The 14,556-nt window shown below is 68.6% G+C and carries 16 protein-coding genes and 1 pseudogene; 9 read left to right on the forward strand and 8 right to left on the reverse strand.

Annotated features, from left to right (window positions below; translation table 11 throughout):
- Positions 1–267: 267 nt before the first annotated feature.
- Together AB0C82_RS31140 and AB0C82_RS31145 are read left to right on the forward strand one after the other, a co-directional pair.
- Positions 268–852 carry a hypothetical protein gene (locus AB0C82_RS31140; protein WP_362848522.1) on the forward strand — a complete coding sequence of 195 codons (585 nt, stop codon included), beginning with the start codon at positions 268–270 and terminating at the stop codon, positions 850–852.
- Between the two features lie 154 nt (positions 853–1,006).
- Positions 1,007–1,477 carry a hypothetical protein gene (locus AB0C82_RS31145; protein ID WP_362848525.1) on the forward strand — a complete coding sequence of 157 codons (471 nt, stop codon included), beginning with the start codon at positions 1,007–1,009 and terminating at the stop codon, positions 1,475–1,477.
- Positions 1,478–2,010: 533 nt separating this feature from the next.
- Here AB0C82_RS31145 and AB0C82_RS31150 read toward each other — a convergent pair.
- The 5 genes from AB0C82_RS31150 to AB0C82_RS31170 all read right to left on the reverse strand — a co-directional run bounded on the left by AB0C82_RS31150 (position 2,011) and on the right by AB0C82_RS31170 (position 4,342).
- Positions 2,011–2,487, reverse strand: coding sequence for a DoxX family protein (locus AB0C82_RS31150; RefSeq protein WP_362848528.1), 477 nt, complete (start codon positions 2,485–2,487; stop codon positions 2,011–2,013).
- 81 nt (positions 2,488–2,568) lie between these two features.
- Entirely contained in the window at positions 2,569–3,003 is a 435-nt protein-coding gene (locus AB0C82_RS31155) for a YdeI/OmpD-associated family protein (protein WP_362848530.1), read from the reverse strand.
- Positions 3,004–3,159: 156 nt separating this feature from the next.
- Positions 3,160–3,396 carry a VOC family protein gene (locus AB0C82_RS31160; RefSeq protein ID WP_362848533.1) on the reverse strand — a complete coding sequence of 79 codons (237 nt, stop codon included), beginning with the start codon at positions 3,394–3,396 and terminating at the stop codon, positions 3,160–3,162.
- Positions 3,351–3,572 (reverse strand): VOC family protein, encoded by a 222-nt coding sequence (locus AB0C82_RS31165; RefSeq protein ID WP_362848535.1) that lies wholly within the window; start codon positions 3,570–3,572, stop codon positions 3,351–3,353. The genes AB0C82_RS31160 and AB0C82_RS31165 overlap by 46 nt, the downstream gene beginning before the upstream one ends.
- 125 nt (positions 3,573–3,697) lie before the next feature.
- Positions 3,698–4,342: a glyoxalase gene (locus AB0C82_RS31170; protein ID WP_362848604.1), complete on the reverse strand. Its 645-nt coding sequence runs from the start codon at positions 4,340–4,342 to the stop codon at positions 3,698–3,700.
- A 692-nt stretch (positions 4,343–5,034) separates the two neighbouring features.
- Between AB0C82_RS31170 and AB0C82_RS31175 the strand changes: the two genes are divergently transcribed.
- From AB0C82_RS31175 to AB0C82_RS31195, 5 genes are all read left to right on the forward strand, one after another.
- On the forward strand, positions 5,035–5,340 hold the full coding sequence (locus tag AB0C82_RS31175) for a hypothetical protein (protein WP_362848537.1): 306 nt from the start codon (positions 5,035–5,037) through the stop codon (positions 5,338–5,340).
- On the forward strand, positions 5,337–6,032 hold the full coding sequence (locus tag AB0C82_RS31180; RefSeq protein WP_362848540.1) for a DMT family transporter: 696 nt from the start codon (positions 5,337–5,339) through the stop codon (positions 6,030–6,032). Before AB0C82_RS31175 ends, AB0C82_RS31180 begins: the two co-directional genes overlap by 4 nt.
- 155 nt (positions 6,033–6,187) lie before the next feature.
- Positions 6,188–6,772 carry a TetR family transcriptional regulator gene (locus AB0C82_RS31185; protein ID WP_362848543.1) on the forward strand — a complete coding sequence of 195 codons (585 nt, stop codon included), beginning with the start codon at positions 6,188–6,190 and terminating at the stop codon, positions 6,770–6,772.
- A gap of 102 nt (positions 6,773–6,874) precedes the next feature.
- Entirely contained in the window at positions 6,875–8,221 is a 1,347-nt protein-coding gene (locus tag AB0C82_RS31190; protein ID WP_362848545.1) for an MFS transporter, read from the forward strand.
- Between the two features lie 27 nt (positions 8,222–8,248).
- Positions 8,249–9,007 carry an SDR family oxidoreductase gene (locus AB0C82_RS31195; protein ID WP_362848547.1) on the forward strand — a complete coding sequence of 253 codons (759 nt, stop codon included), beginning with the start codon at positions 8,249–8,251 and terminating at the stop codon, positions 9,005–9,007.
- Positions 9,008–9,052: 45 nt separating this feature from the next.
- On the opposite strand, the gene AB0C82_RS31200 is transcribed toward AB0C82_RS31195, so the two are convergent.
- Positions 9,053–9,814 (reverse strand): polysaccharide deacetylase family protein, encoded by a 762-nt coding sequence (locus AB0C82_RS31200; protein ID WP_362848550.1) that lies wholly within the window; start codon positions 9,812–9,814, stop codon positions 9,053–9,055.
- 495 nt (positions 9,815–10,309) lie between these two features.
- Here AB0C82_RS31200 and dacB point away from each other — a divergent pair, with 495 nt between their 5' ends.
- Entirely contained in the window at positions 10,310–11,842 is a 1,533-nt protein-coding gene (dacB, locus tag AB0C82_RS31205; RefSeq protein ID WP_362848553.1) for a D-alanyl-D-alanine carboxypeptidase/D-alanyl-D-alanine-endopeptidase, read from the forward strand.
- A gap of 161 nt (positions 11,843–12,003) precedes the next feature.
- Here dacB and AB0C82_RS31210 read toward each other — a convergent pair whose 3' ends face one another.
- Positions 12,004–12,423, reverse strand: coding sequence for an SRPBCC family protein (locus AB0C82_RS31210; RefSeq protein ID WP_362848556.1), 420 nt, complete (start codon positions 12,421–12,423; stop codon positions 12,004–12,006).
- 247 nt (positions 12,424–12,670) lie between these two features.
- Between AB0C82_RS31210 and AB0C82_RS31215 the strand changes: the two genes are divergently transcribed.
- Entirely contained in the window at positions 12,671–13,492 is an 822-nt protein-coding gene (locus AB0C82_RS31215; protein WP_362848558.1) for an AraC family transcriptional regulator, read from the forward strand.
- A 103-nt stretch (positions 13,493–13,595) separates the two neighbouring features.
- On the opposite strand, the pseudogene AB0C82_RS31220 reads toward AB0C82_RS31215, so the two are convergent.
- Positions 13,596–14,556: pseudogene (locus tag AB0C82_RS31220) on the reverse strand (hypothetical protein); the annotation flags it as partial.

A 14,556-nucleotide genomic window follows, 5' to 3' on the forward strand; every position in this document is an offset into this window, starting at 1 on the left:
AGAGAGTTTGACGGCGGGCCAATGCCAGTTCGCGGCCCATCGCTACGTTGCATACATCCGGCGGGTCTACACGAGCCCCCTCTACCGCAGCCATCGCCTCCCGCTCGTCCCCTCGATGGTGGACGACGCTTTCCCCAGGATGAGCATCGAGGCAGCACTGCCCTGAACGCCCGGCACCGCGCCCGCCCCACATACGTGTAGGTCGACGGCAGACAGGATGGGAGTTGGGGGCTGCGGTGACGTCGCCTGGTAGGGGAACATCCATCCATGGACGGACAGTTGGCTACGATCCTCGCAGCCGGGATCGCTGCGAGCGTCACGCTTGCGGGTGCTGTAATCGCATACCGGGCGGGACGGCGGCAAGTAAGAGATCAAGGCGAGATCGCGCATTCTCAGTGGCTACGCACCCAAAGGGAACAAGCTTACGTCGAGTACCTGACCACGTGCGAAGTCGCCAATGATGCAATCTACAAGTGCTCCATCAAATTCGATGAGGTTCTAGCCCAGATATCCTCTCCCGACTTCGCGGGAAATAGATCAGAGGCGGCGTCGAGCATCGAAATCGACCAGGCCCATAACCTGGTCGACGCTGTGCAGCACCCTCTTAATCGCATCATCATGCTCGGCCCACACTCTGTAGCTGAACAGGCCGAAAAGGTGAAGTGGAAACTCTGGGGCTACGCTGACGCTACCGAGAGCATAGTTAGGAGACTACGGCTAGAAACTCCGTCGCAGCGCGACGTTGACCTGGCCGGAGAGAAGATGAATGACGTATTCATCGGAAGAGAAATTTTCACCAAAATGGCTAGCCAGGTTTTGACTGGCCAGACCTCTGATAGGCGACGCACGTAGCTATCGGGGGAGCGTGTCCCGAACCAGCTAGAGGCCAGGATCAGGAGGTGCGCATGGTCAGCGGAGGTCGAGGGGCAAAGCGCGCTCCTCTCAGAGGGCAAACTGACACCCCCACAAAGAACTCCACTCGGCACACCTGCAGTACCATCCCGACATGTCTTGTACTGTCAGGATTCTCTACGCTGTGTCAGCGGCCCTCGAAGCGGGTGGCATCGCGCTGACGATTTTCGATATCAGGCGAGTTCAACGACGTCTCGATGAGTTTCTCTCCCGGCCACTCAGGGTCTACAGTTCGGACACTGGCGCTGCAGTCGAAGCCTTCGATTCACACGTCCATACAAGCGAAGCAAGATCTCTTGAACTCCGAGTGCAGGAACTTGAGGCGTGGAGGCAGTCCCTGCCCACGAAACTCGATCAACGGGACGAAAGGCTCCGCACTCGCCTGAAGACGGAATTCCAGGAAGATCTCACGTCTACGCGGCGATCCCTGTGGGATCAGCTGGATGGCCTGCGGGGGTACCTCGCGGGTTCCAAGCAGTCCTTTTGGGGAATGTACCGGGGGCCCATCACGCTGCTCGTCGGCGTACTCATCGGCACAGCAGCGAACTTCGTCGCCCTTGTGTAGCTCCGACTGTCCGGCGCCGTCGCCGGCAAGGTCTTCGCTCTCTCGGCGATAGTGGACAAGGAGACCGGACTGGCCGCTTGTGACCCCCCGATGGAGCTTCCGGTCTCGGACATGGCACCACAGGACTCGACTGCGCTCATGTCGCAGATCACCGGGGATCTACGTAGCCGGTACGGAGCCTGATTCCTACGTAACCCGTCAGGCGACAACCCCGCGGGCCGCACCGACGTGACCGTGCCATAACGTGCCAGTAGCAGCGGTAAAGAGCGGTCAGCACAGGTACCGAGACGGCACTCGGACTCTGGCAGCATCAGCCTGTTCCCGCAGGTCAGGTGGCATGTTGATGCCGCAGTGCAGGGTGATTCCCAAGCTCAGAGCGCGAGTTCGATTCTCGTCACCCGCTCTTGAGAGAAGCCCAGGTCAGAGACCTGGGCCTTCGTCGTTGTGGCCCTCCCTCAGCGTCTTGCTCCACCTCCGGACCAATCGGCGCCCGGGTCCAGCAGAGCGGCGCGGCCGCCGCGGGTCGGTGTAGGTCAGGGATTCCCTCCAAGGTGCTGCACCCTTGTCATTTCGTTGGATGGCCGTTCGTTGGATGGCCGTGGTGTTCGGGCTGTCGGCGCGGCAGGAACCCGCAGGAGGTCTCGCCAGTCGGCGGGCCAGTTGGCCAGCGCGAGGATGCCCATGATGACGAGGTGGGTCGGCGCGGCCCAGCTCTCCACCGCCGGGTCATGGTTGACGATGTGGGTGGTGACCGCGCCGGTGAGCACGAACATCAGCGTCTTGGCGCCCAGGAAGCGTGTTCGCCTATCGGGGATCACCAGCAGGACGGCGGCCGCACCTTCTAGGGCCCCGACCACGAAGCGCATCCAGGACGGGTATCCCCACTCAGTGAACTTCACGGAGTACGCCGAGCTGAATACCGTGTCGCCCGGCCAGTACTTGGTCACGGCGCCCAGCGCGAACTCAAAGGCCAGGAACCAGTACAGACCGGTCATGAGTCGCTTCGACATGCTTGTCCCTTCAGGGGGATTGGGCAGGGTCCGGCCTCCGCACGGCGATTGCGGTGCGGCCGGAGTCCTTACTTTCGGGGGTCAGCCCCGCAGGGTGGCGATGGCCTTCTCGATGCGCCGTTGGCGGGTCTCGGGCTTCTTCGCACTCTCGATGGCGCGCACATGCTCGCGCTTGCGGCTGTAGGCAAGGTTGTCGTACGCGGCGCGGATGGCCGGGTCGTCATCCAGAGCATGAGCGAAGTCCGCAGGCTCGACGACGACGCGCGGCTCGGTGTCGAGCTCCAGCTCGACCTCGACCTCTTCGCCGATCTCGACACCGGCGGCCTGCCGGTTGGCGTTGCTGAGGCCGAGCAGGTGGCGGCCACGCAGGAGGGCGACCCGGCTCTTCCAGCAATGCCCGTTGACCGTGATCGTCACTGGCGGCCGCGCGCCCCCGCCGAGCGCCGCTACCACCTCGGGCGGAACTTCCAGGCCCCGCATGGGCTCAGGTGGCTCGACATGTGCCCGAAACTTCATGACGTTTCTCCTGTTGTTCTGCCGGCTCACCACGGATCCGACCCACCGGCTCCGGGTACCCGCCTCCACTTCCCCACACCGGGACCATTGCCATGTCCTGGAGGGCTGCGGCACGCGCCACGCCGCCCTGGACGGCGGTAAGGCAAGAGATCCCGGCTACTCGGCGTAGGGCTGGTCGGTTCCTTGGTCGCTGTAGCCGAGGCTCCAGATGTAGCCATCCGGGTCGGCGAAGGTGCCGCCGTACCCACCCCACGGCAGAGCGCCGGCCGGCTTGAGGACCGTAGCCCCGGCCTGCCGGGCCTCCGCCATGATCTCGTCGACCCGCGTCTCACTGCGGACGACGTAGGTCAGAACCAGTCCGCTGAAGCCGCTGCCTTCCTGGTCCGTGCCCACCTGGTCGGCCAGGCCCTCGCGGCTGTAGAAACCGACGGCGATGCGCCGTCCGATGCGAAGAACACCGAGACGCCGAAGTCGCTCTGGATCTTCCAGCCGAGCCCCTCTGTATAGAACCGCTTGGCCCGGTCCATGTCCCGGACACCAAGAAGGATCGAGCTGACGTGCGCTTTCATGTCTTACTCCTTGCGCTGTAGATGCATACGTACCGGACATCCGGGCCAGGGCCCGGCTGGCTCATCGGCGTGTTCGCCGGTCAACCGGTATGACAGACCGGGGGTCAGGGCGACGTGGGGACGCGCTACGCGGCGGCCTCCCAGGCGAACCCGTCCAGGTCGGTGAAAGCGTCGGCGGTGCTGCCGAGGACGATGCGGTGCGAGCCGGTGCCGTCGACGGGAACGCCGAGGTCCTTGGCCAGGGCTCGGCGCTTGTACAGCGCCAGCTTGACGGGGCCGGCCTGACCGGCGGCGAACTCGGCGTACTTGCCGCCGAAGCTCTTGGCCACGGTCAGGCCCCGGCCGACGTAGAACTGCTTGGTGGCCTTCACGGCCTCGACGCCAATCAGCAGGACGACCTCGTCGATCTCGCGGGTGTCGGGGCCGGTGTCCTTCTTCTCCGAGGTCGCGATCTTCCAGATCGTCCCGTCCGGGGCCTGGACGACGCCGCTGTAGCCCCACAGGGACTTCGCGGCGGGCTTCAGGACGGTGGCGCCGGCGTCTACGGCGGCGCCGAAGAAGCCGTCGACGGTGGCCGGACGGGACACCGTGAGCGCCAGGGTGAAGCCGCGGAATCCGGTGGAGTGCGCCTCGGACGCCCGCAGGTTTACGTACGTGTCTACGCCGAAGGCGCTGTAGAAGCGGCGAGCGGCCTCGAGGTCGGCCACCTCAAGGGTGACGGACGCGAGGGACGTAACGGCTGCGGTGGAAGCGGTGGTTGCCATGACCATCACGCTAGGGGCTGTGCCGCGGCCGGGGCTTCTCGATTCCTGACTGGTCTTGAGACCTGCTTCGCCACGCACGCCGACATCCCCTCCACCTTGATCGCCGGCCCCGCATCGCGGGCCGCACCCGCGGCATCGGACTGGTCGGCCGCCGACCCGGCCACTCCGGCCCCGGAGCTGCCGGTCGTCCTCGACATGCCGGGCAAGGTCGCCGACTTCCTCTGCGTCGCAGAGCTGGACGATGCCTGGCGGACCGCGCTCGACCAGGGCGTGACCGTACGGCGCGGCCAGGGCTGCACCCTGCGCGTCACCACCGCACCAGCCGTCCCTCAGCGGTTCCTCGTGCACTGCCAGCCGCTCAACGCTCCTTCAGCGATCCCGGGACAGCGCAAGGCTCGCCGCGAGAACGCGAACCGCGTCCATGCTCTCGGAATTCGACACCCTGCCCGCCAGGTCTCCGGTCGTGGTGTCCAGAAGCAGCAGCAGCGCCTTCCCTCCCGTGGAGGACCGTGGCACAACGTGCCAGTAGCGGCGGTAAACAGCGGTCACCACAGGGCCGGACGAAGCAGCCAGGACGAGGTCATCGCCGCACGTTCACGCAGGTCAGATGCCTCGCAGCCGCCCTCGTGGGCGAGGTGTCAGCGGCGCCGCACTGGAACAAGAGCGTGAAGTGTGAGGAGACCGACCCTGAGGGACGGGTGATCCCTACGCGTTATGGCAACGCCGATCTCGGCTGGAAGCACTTCTCCGGCAAGCACAACATCAAGAAGTGCCGGGTGGTCGACGCAGCCCTGGCCGGGAGGGTCGACAAGAAGAACGGAGGCAGACTCGAGTACTACCGGGTCGCTCGCAACCAGACCAAGCTGGTCGAAATCGTGGTCATCGTGCAGTACGCCCGCCGTACGGCCGATGGTGAGTACGACGCGGGCAGGGGCAAGAACATCGGTGTCATCACGGCCTACTGCAAGGGCATGAACAGGTGCCCGGACTGGATCAACGAGTGAACGACCCCGGCGGGGAAACGGTCGAGCAACAGGCGTACATCACGCGTTTCCTCCTCGACTACACAGCGGTGCCTCTTGCCGGGGGGACCTTCCTGCGCGGTGTGCTGCCGGTGCGAGATGCGGTCCGGGTCGTGACCGGGGCCGCAGACACCGTGGCGCCACACGAACTAGTCGCCTATGAAGTCCCGTTGTCGGACGAGGACGAGGAGCCAGCGACCGCCCCCCTGGTGCTCGGCTGGACACGCATGCTCGCATCCGGCCCTCTCCCCCACACGGACGCAACCGTGATGGGCATGCCCCTGGTCCCGGTGGACACCACCGTCCTCGAACCCGCCGACTCGACCAGTACGGATCCAGCGCTGCGCGTGCTGCGCACGCTGGTGTGGCTGAACACCGTGTACCTCGCCGTCGGTGCCGCAGCCATCGCGAACCTCCTCTATTACCGCGGGGTCGGCACGGTGGGACCGGCCGACGCCTCTCTGATGATGTTCACCGTCCCCGTGGTCAACACCCTGTGCCCCACCCTGCTCCTCGGCGAGTCCTTCGGTCTGCTGCAGGGGACGGGCGCAGTGGTCCTGCTCGTCGGAGCGGCCCTCGCCGCCACCCAGGGCAAGGTGCTGACGCGTAGGACCACCCTTGCCGAACAGCCTCCCGTCGAAGCCGAAACACCCCGCCGCCGGAGTACGACGTGAAGCCGCCGCTCTCTTGAGGGGCTGACCCGAGTCGCCTGTGCCAGAGGCGCCTGCTTCTCGTAGGAACGTGCACCACGTACCGCGGTGAGCACCACAACTCCTCTTCGCCGAGAGTTTATTGACCGATCGTTCCACATTGGCCTATGGTCGCCGATGTGGCCAGGACCAAGGAATTCGATCCGGACGCCGCGCTGCAGTCGGCCCTTGAGCTGTTCTGGCGGCGGGGCTACGAAGCGACGTCGATCGCCGACCTCGTCGAGCACCTCGGCATCGGTCGCGCCAGCATCTACGCCACCTTCGGCAACAAGCACGAGCTGTACCTGAAGGCCGTGGACCGGTACTCGGAGGAGCGCGATCCGCTGCTCCTCACCGAGCTGTCCCAACCGGGACCCGCGCTGCCCGCCGTGCGGGCGACGGTACGCCGCTTCGCCTCGGAAGCGGCCTCCCCCGACGGCAGGCTGAATGGCTGCCTCATCACCAACACGGCGGCTGAACTGGCCCCGCACGACCCCGCTGCGGCCCGTCGGGTCGAGGTCAGTTGGGAGCACTTCGAGACGCTGCTGCGGTCCGCGCTCGTACGGGCCCGGGCCCAGGGCGAGCTGCCCGAGGATCGCGATCCGCGTGCGCTGGCCCACTTGCTGCTCGTCCTGCTGCAGGGCATACGGATCGTCGGCAAGGCGTCAAGCGATCCCGCCCGGGTACGGGATGCGGCCGAGCAGGCGCTGACCCTGCTGGACTGAGTCACCACGCCGAACCCACTGAACCCACTGAACCCACCGAGCTCACCGAGCCTCCCGCGCATGGCCAAATACTGGACCGATCGATCAAATATGAGGAGGGGTATGACCGCCGGGAGAGCCACCCACGTCCTCGACGTGCAGCACCGATACGCCTTCGTCCTTCTCGGAAGCGTCCAGACCACGCTGATCTTCACGCTGTCCGCGATCGCCGTACCGCTGCCTCTCATCGGCCGTGAATTCGACTTGCAGCGGCCCGACTTGATCCTGCTCAGCGCCTCGTACGGACTGACCTTCGCCGGTCTGCTGCTCTTCGGTGGCCGGCTCGCCGACCGCTACGGCGGGCGGCGTACTCTCGCCGCCGGCCTCATTCTCCTCGCCGCCGCATCGGCCGCCGCCCCGTTCGCTCCCGGCATCGGGGCACTGCTCGCGGCACGCCTCGCACAGGGCGCGGGCGCAGCCCTGGTGGCGCCCGCTGCCATGGCGGTGCTGCGCATCGTCTTCCGCTCCCCCAGCGCGTACGGCAGGGCGATGGCCACCTGGGGCGGGCTCTCCGTACTCGGCGCGACCGCCGGCAATCTGCTCTCCGGTGTCATCCTGTCGTGGCTGTCGTGGCGTTGGACCTTCGTCGTACCCCTCGTCGTCGCGGTCACCGCCCTGGCCCTCGCGCCCCGGCTGCTGCCGCGCACCGTTCCTGACCGGGGCCGGACTCTCGACCTGCCCGGTGCGCTGCTCGCCACCACCGGGATCACCTTGGCCAGTTACGGGCTCGTCGTGACCGACGTCCGGCCCTGGTCGTCGGCCGGTGTGCTCGTGCCACTGCTCGGCGGGACCGTACTGCTTGCCGCGTTCCTGTACGCCGAGCACCACGCCCGCGACCCGCTGCTGCCGCCCCGCTTCCTGCTCGACCGGCGGCGAGCCCTCGCCCTCACGGCCATCGCGCTGAGCGCCTGCGGGACGGCGATGACCTCCGTGGTCCTCTCACTCCACCTCCAGCAGACCCGCGACTGGTCACCGCTGCAGACCTCGGCCGCATTCGTGCCGTTCGCCATCGCGCTGATCGCCTCGGGCCGGGCGGCCGGGCCCCTCGTCTTCCGGTACGGGGCCGGCGCCGTCACGACCGCCGGGCTCGGCACCGGCGCGGCCGGGCTCGCCCTCCTCGCCTCCACCGGACTCCACGCACACACTCCGTACGCGTACGGGGTGCTGCCGGGCCTCGTGCTGCTGTCGGCCGGCGCCGCGGCCTCCTTCGGCGGAGCCGCCGTGCTCGCCACCGAAGGCGTACCGCCGCAGGAGACCGGGCTCGCGGGCGGTGTGCTGAACAGCGCGATGGAGCTCGGCCCGACCGTCCTGTTCGCCCTCCTGCTCACGCTCGGCGGCGACGCACTGTCCCTGGCCGCGACCGGGGCCGCACTTGCCGTCGCAGCCTTCCTGAACCATCGCACCGACTGATCCACCACTCAGAGGAGTTACCGAACGATGAACCGCTTCACTGGCAAGACCGTGCTCGTCACGGGTGCGGGCTCCGGTCTCGGCCGCGCGATCGCGCTCGCCTTCGCCGCCGAGGACGCGTCCGTGATCGCAGCGGGTCGCACCGCGGCCACCCTGGAGGAGACGGTCGGCCTCATCGAGGCGGCCGGTGGCACGGCTGCCGCCATCACCGTCGACGTCACGGACTCCGGCCGGCTCCGGGACCTCGTTCGCGAGGGGGCCACCCGCTTCGGCGGGCTCGACATCGCGGTCAACAACGCCGGGATACTCCGCGGCACCGTCCCCGTCGGAGAGGTGAGCGAGGAGGACTGGGACGCGGTGCTGCGGACCAATGTCACCGGCGTCTGGCTGGCCATGAAGCACGAGATCGCACACATGAAGGAGAACGGCGGCGGGGTCATCGTCAACATCTCCTCCAACCTCGGCGCACACATGCGCATCCCGAACGCGGCCGCGTACATCACCTCGAAGGCAGCGGTCTCCGCGCTCACCCGCGCCGCCGCTCTCGACCACATCCACCAGGGCATTCGCATCAACGCCGTCAGCCCCGGAGCCTCCGCCGCGCCCATGTCGCTGCGGCCCGGCGAGACCGAGGCCGACCGTGCCGAGCGGGTGAAGTCGGAGAACCCACTCGGCCGGGTCGCGGAGGCCGAAGAGGTGGCGGCCGCGGTGCTCTACCTCGCCTCGCCCATGGCCGGCGCGGTGGTCGGTACCGACCTGGTCGTCGACAGCGGGGCATCGGCCTGACGGTTCGCAGGCCGGGGGTACGTCACGCCGGCGCGGGAGCCCTGCTCACCGTACGGGGAAGCCGAAGGAGTAGCCCTGCTGCTTCAGCCAGGGCAGGATCTCGCGCAGGGCGGTCACCGTCTCGGAGCGGTCTCCTCCCGCGTCGTGGAAGAGGACGGTCGGCCCGTTGGTGATCTCCCTCTTGACGGTGGCGACCATGGCGTCCACGCCGGGGTGTTCGAAGTCCTTGGTGTCGACGTTCCAGCCCAGCGGTCGCATGCCCCGGGAAGCGGCGAGCTGTCGGCTGTACGGGGTGAAGGCACCGCCCGGAGCGCGGTAGTACTGCGACCGGACGCCGCCGGACGCCTTGATGATCATGCGTTCGGCATCGAGGATCTGCTGGGACTGGTAGGCCTCGGACTTGGTGTCCATGGTGGTGTCGTGAGAGACGGTGTGGTTGCACAGCCGGTGCCCGTCCGCCACGACCGCCTTGACCAGGTCCGGGTACGCCTGGGCCTGCGTGCCCACCATGCAGAACGTGGCCTTCACACCGCTGTCCTTCAGCAGTTGCAGCACCTGCGGCGTCCAGGCCGGGTCCGGGCCGTCGTCGATGGTGATGTTGACGCCCCGGGGGCCCCGGTCCGAGGCGTGCGCGATGTCCGCCGCGACCGGCCGGACGTCGGGTGCCGAGACGCGCGCCTTCGGCTGCCGCACTCCGGCCGTGTCGGCCTGCGCGGTCCACACGGAGGCGGCAGCGGCCAGCGCCGTGACCCCGAGTCCTGCCGCGAGAAGCCGGCCGTGCCGTCTGCTCCCCTTGTGCTTCGCCATGTCCGCCCGCCCCTTGTTGCCGTCACCCCGATGCCCTGCCCTCATGAAGACATACGAACGCCCGCGCAGGCTCCCCCTGTTACCGATCAAGGACGAACCCACAGGGTGCCGGCGACAAACAGCGGGATTCCGAGACAGACGAGGGGCACAGGGCCGCCGCCCGGCTCGCTGACCGGCCTGAGGGAGCGGGGGGCGCGAGAAGGGTGGCGGGCAGCATCGCGGGCCGAGTTCGGTTGCGGCCGCTGCCCCAGGCCGGCCTGACCGGGCGTTCGCTGCGCATTGCGACGAATGTGCCGTGCCGTTCGGGTGACTACCGTTCGTGCCGCCCGAGTCCGGCGCACGTCGGGGTCCATACCTGACCCCATGGACAGGAAACTGCCGAGACGACCGAGACGAACGGTGCGTGCCGCGGTGCGAGGAGAGAGTTCTGGATCTTTTCGGCGCCGCGTTGTCGCCGGTTGCTGCGCCCTGCTGCTCACGGCCCTGACGTCGGGTGTGGCGGCCGAGGCGGCTTCGCCGCCCGACGACGGCGGTTCCGACCGGCTCGATCCGCGGATCACGGAGATCATGCGGAAGCCGGACTACCCCAACGCCCAGTGGGGCCTGCTCCAGCAGGACCCGGACAGCGGACGGGTCGTCCACAGCCGGTTCGCAGAGAAGCTCTTCATCCCCGGGTCGGTCGCCAAGCTGTTCGGCACGTCCGGGGCGTGGAAGACCCTGGGCGGCGACCACCGCTTCAGGACGCCGGTCTACGCGGTCGGTGAGCGCCGCGGAAGCACGCTGGCCGGCGATCTCGACCTCGTCGCGCAGGGCGACCTGACCATGGGCGGCAGGACCCGCGCCGACGGCACGGTCGACTACACGGACCTCGACCACACGTACGCCAACGACTTCCCCGGCGCCACGCTCACACCGCAGAACCCGCTCGCCGGGATCAACCGGATCGCGCGGCAGGTACGGAACTCCGGCATCACCCGCGTCGAGGGGAACGTGGTCGTCGACGACCGGCTCTTCGAGCCCGAGCCGGTGTTCGTCCCCGTACCGACCCCACTGATCATCAACGACAATCTCATCGACCTGCTGACCACCCCCGGCGCCCGCCCCGGCGCACCCGCGCGACTGGACTGGCGACCGAAGGTGGCCCCGTACCGCGTCACGTCGGCCGTGCGGACCGTGGCGGCGGGCGGGCCGACCGACATCGAGGTGACGACCTCCGCCGACGGCACCCGGATCAAGCTGTCCGGCACCATCGCCGCCGACTCCGCACCGGCTCTGAAGGTGTCACCCATCGCCGATCCGGCGGCCTTCGGACGCACCGCTCTGATCGAGGCGCTGGGGCGGGCCGGGGTGGAGGTGACGGCGAAGCCGACCGGTGCCAACCCGGTCGGCCGGCTCCCGGAGTCGTACGAGGGCCGGCAGCGCGTCGCCCAGTACACCTCGCCGCCGTACACCCAGTACGCCAAGCTCATCTTCAAGGTCAGCCACAACCTGGGCGCCAACCTCGCGATCTGCCTGATGGCCGTCGCGAAGGGCAGCCAGGACTGCATGGACGGCTTCCCGGTGCTGGCGGACTTCCTGGACCACGCGGGCGTCGACCGCAAGCAGGTCCAGCTCCTGGACGGTCGCGGCGGCAACCCCGTCGACCGGACCACGCCCGAGGCCGTGGTCCAGATGCTGACGTACTGGCATCACACTCCCGAGGCGGAGGTCTTCCGCAACGCGCTGCCCATCCTCGGCGTCGACGGGCTGCTGACCGACAACTGCACCGACTGCCCGGCGCGCGGGAAGGTGTTCGCCAAGACGGGGGCCGCCGTCGGGCTGGACGCGCTCAACGACCGCCTGGCCGTCGGCGCCATCACGATCGCCGGCTACCTGGACAAGGGCGACGGCCGCTTCGACGTCTTCTTCGCGGGCGTCAACGGCGCCTCCACCCCGACGACCGATGTCAGCGGCGTGCTGGACATCGCCAACGACCTCGCCATGATCTCCGCGTACTTGCAGGAGGCGGCGGCGCGGCGAGAAGACTGAGCGAACCGCATCGCGCCGAACATCGCGGCCGAATGCCGTTCGTTGGATGAACCCCCAGGTCAACGACCTGGGGGTTCCTCGCTCTCCGGACCAGTTCAAGGGGTCCGCCACCAGATCCCGCACCGAAGAGCCCCCGCCGCGGAGGCGGCCGGTCCGGATCCCTACCTGCCCGTCGGGACCGGGGTGGCCTTCAGCGTCTCCCGCATGACGCCCGCGCCCTGCTCGGCCATCTCGTCGATGGGGCCGGCGAGTTCGTCGGGCGTCACGTCGATCGTCCAGACGAACCGGCTGCGCCCTCCGGACCCGGCGAGGACCTCCATCGAGGCATGGTGGTGCCTCGGCGCCATCGAGCCGCCGACCACCGCGTACGCCACTCTGCGGGCCGCCTCGTCGATGTCGACGATCAGCTCGTGCACGACGACACCGTTGGCGAAGGTCACGATCCTGGTGTCGCCCTCCATGCGGGTGTCCGTGACGAAGCCCGGCACCAGACGCCGGTGCACGTCTCCGACCTCGCGCAGGGCATTCCAGACGTTCTCCGGAGAGTTGTCGATCATGAATTCCTTGCGGATGTAAGCCATGTGATCTTCTCCTGTCAGGTGATCGGTCAGCCGCCGGTGCCACAGTGGCCGAGGCGGAACGGAAGCCCCCCGAGATCAGGAAAGACGACGGTGTCGATCTGCGCGGCAGCGGGCATGGCGGGGGCGGCTCCTCGATGTCGGTACGGGATGACATCCGACTTCGCTCAGCTTGCGCCGCGCGCCCGGTCCCGGTCTTGAACATTCTTGCGGCGGGCCGATGTCAGACCCCCGGCGTAGCGTTTCAAGAGTGCTGACCTCGACCGTCCTCGCCACCCGGCCGGACTTCCGCGTCACCGCCGTGAGCTGCCGGGACGACCACTCCCGCTGGTCACAGGAGGAGGTGCGCGAGGACTACCGAGTGGTGCTGGTGCGCCGCGGCCGGTTCCGCAGGCGGGCCGCCGGCACCCTGGCCGAGGTCGACCCGACGATGGCCTATCTCGGCATCCCGGGCGAGGAGGAGCGTTTCGCTCACCCTGCCGCCGGGGGCGACGAGTGCACGTCGATCAGTCTGACGCCCGCCCTGTGGAGGGCCGTGGCGGGTGAGGACGCGCGCCCGGCCCGGCAGAGCGTCTACGTGGACGCCCGCCTCGACCTGGCCCACCGCCGCGTCCTCGCCTCCGCCCGTACCGGCGACGTGGACCACGCGGTGACCGAGGACCTGCTGAGACTTCTCTCCGCCACCGTCGGCCAGGCCGTCGACGGATCCGTACCGGCCGGCGTCGGACCCGGCCGGGAGGACGCGGTGCTCCTCGCAGCGGCCCGGCACGCGATCGGCGAGGCCCACCCCGCGTCAAAGGGACTTCTGCCGCTCGCGGAGCTCCTCGGTGTCTCGCCTTACCGCCTGAGCCGTTCCTTCACCCGCGAGCTGGGAATCTCGCTCACCCGCTACCGCAACCGGGTCCGTGTCGGCCGGGCCCTCGACCGTCTGGAGGCGGGCGAGAACAGCCTCGCCGTCCTGGCCGCCGACCTGGGCTTCGCCGACCAGGCCCACCTCTGCCGGACCGTGCGCCAATACGTCGGCCACACACCGACGGCACTGCGTCGGCTCCTCACCCCACGGTCGTGCTGAGGTGACATCCCTCGGCCCGGCGGGCGTGATCCGGCGGGCGTGATCCGGTGGGCGTGCGAGAGGGGCCCGGAGAAGTTCTCTCCGGGCCCCTCCCCCCTCCCGGTCAGAGCCAGGAGTCCCAGATGCCGTAGGCCGTCGACCGGGTCACGGCCTCGGCGCCCGAGGCGTCCAGGCGTACGACGCGGTAGTAGTACAGGCCGAGCCGGTCCTCGTGCACCGTGGTGTCCATGTAGTACGCCGCGTCACCCGCCGTGCCCTCGGTCAGGGTGACGTAGGCGGCCGTGACGGGGTCCCAGCGCTCCACTCGGTAGCTCGCGAAGCGGGAGCAGTCCCCGAGACCGGAGCTCTCGGAGCAGCCGACGTACAGCTCCGGGTACTGGTCCTCGCGGACGTCGGTCTCCGTCCAGCCCGGGGGACGGGTGTCGGGCAGGGTGACCGACACCTCGGCGGGATGGAGGACGTCGAGCGGCTCGTCGTCGTGCTGGAGCCTGTCGTCCGTGGCGGCCACCTTGTAGACGTGGGTGGCGCCGTCGGGGACCGTCGGGCAGAGGATCTCGGTACCGGCGAGGGAGCTGCCTGTCCAGCAGTTCTCCTTCCAGACCGTCTCGCCGCTGTCCGCGTCCGTGACGCCCTGCCACACGTGGTAGCCGCGGACGTCGGCATCGGCGGGCGGCGTCCAGGTCAGCCGGACGCCGAGCGGGACGGGCTCCGCGGTCAGGTTCTGCACCGGGGCGGGACGCTCGGTGTCCGGGGTGGTCTCCGTGGCCGCCGGGCCCGGCGGGGAGACGTGCCCGTACCGGTCGGTCGTCACGACTCGGTACTCGTACGTCGTCTCCGACGCGCCCTGGACGTCCCAGCAGGTGCCGTTGACCTGCTTACGCGCGGAGAACGGAGCGTCGTCGTCCGCCCAGGTCCAGTACGTGTGCGGGTCCGTCAGCGGCTCGTCCCAGGGGGTGAAGGGCTTGCACTTGTCCACGACGGTGGTCTCGCCCGTCGCGGTGTCGGTGCGGACGATCTTGTAGGTGGGCAGGGGCGTCTCGTCGACGGTCCACGGGTCGGCGCTG

Origin of the sequence: Streptomyces sp. NPDC048560, assembly GCF_040650955.1 — a bacterium.
Classification (GTDB): Bacteria; Actinomycetota; Actinomycetes; order Streptomycetales; family Streptomycetaceae; genus Streptomyces.

Bases quoted from the DNA above. Each gene is read 5' to 3' on its own strand.
- AB0C82_RS31140 (WP_362848522.1), top strand. From the start codon at position 268: ATGGACGGACAGTTGGCTACGATCCTCGCAGCCGGGATCGCTGCGAGC.
- AB0C82_RS31145 (WP_362848525.1), top strand. From the start codon at position 1,007: ATGTCTTGTACTGTCAGGATTCTCTACGCTGTGTCAGCGGCCCTCGAA.
- AB0C82_RS31150 (WP_362848528.1), bottom strand. From the start codon at position 2,487: ATGTCGAAGCGACTCATGACCGGTCTGTACTGGTTCCTGGCCTTTGAG.
- AB0C82_RS31155 (WP_362848530.1), bottom strand. From the start codon at position 3,003: ATGAAGTTTCGGGCACATGTCGAGCCACCTGAGCCCATGCGGGGCCTG.
- AB0C82_RS31165 (WP_362848535.1), bottom strand. From the start codon at position 3,572: ATGAAAGCGCACGTCAGCTCGATCCTTCTTGGTGTCCGGGACATGGAC.
- AB0C82_RS31170 (WP_362848604.1), bottom strand. From the start codon at position 4,342: ATGGTCATGGCAACCACCGCTTCCACCGCAGCCGTTACGTCCCTCGCG.
- AB0C82_RS31190 (WP_362848545.1), top strand. From the start codon at position 6,875: ATGACCGCCGGGAGAGCCACCCACGTCCTCGACGTGCAGCACCGATAC.
- AB0C82_RS31195 (WP_362848547.1), top strand. From the start codon at position 8,249: ATGAACCGCTTCACTGGCAAGACCGTGCTCGTCACGGGTGCGGGCTCC.
- AB0C82_RS31200 (WP_362848550.1), bottom strand. From the start codon at position 9,814: ATGGCGAAGCACAAGGGGAGCAGACGGCACGGCCGGCTTCTCGCGGCA.
- AB0C82_RS31210 (WP_362848556.1), bottom strand. From the start codon at position 12,423: ATGGCTTACATCCGCAAGGAATTCATGATCGACAACTCTCCGGAGAAC.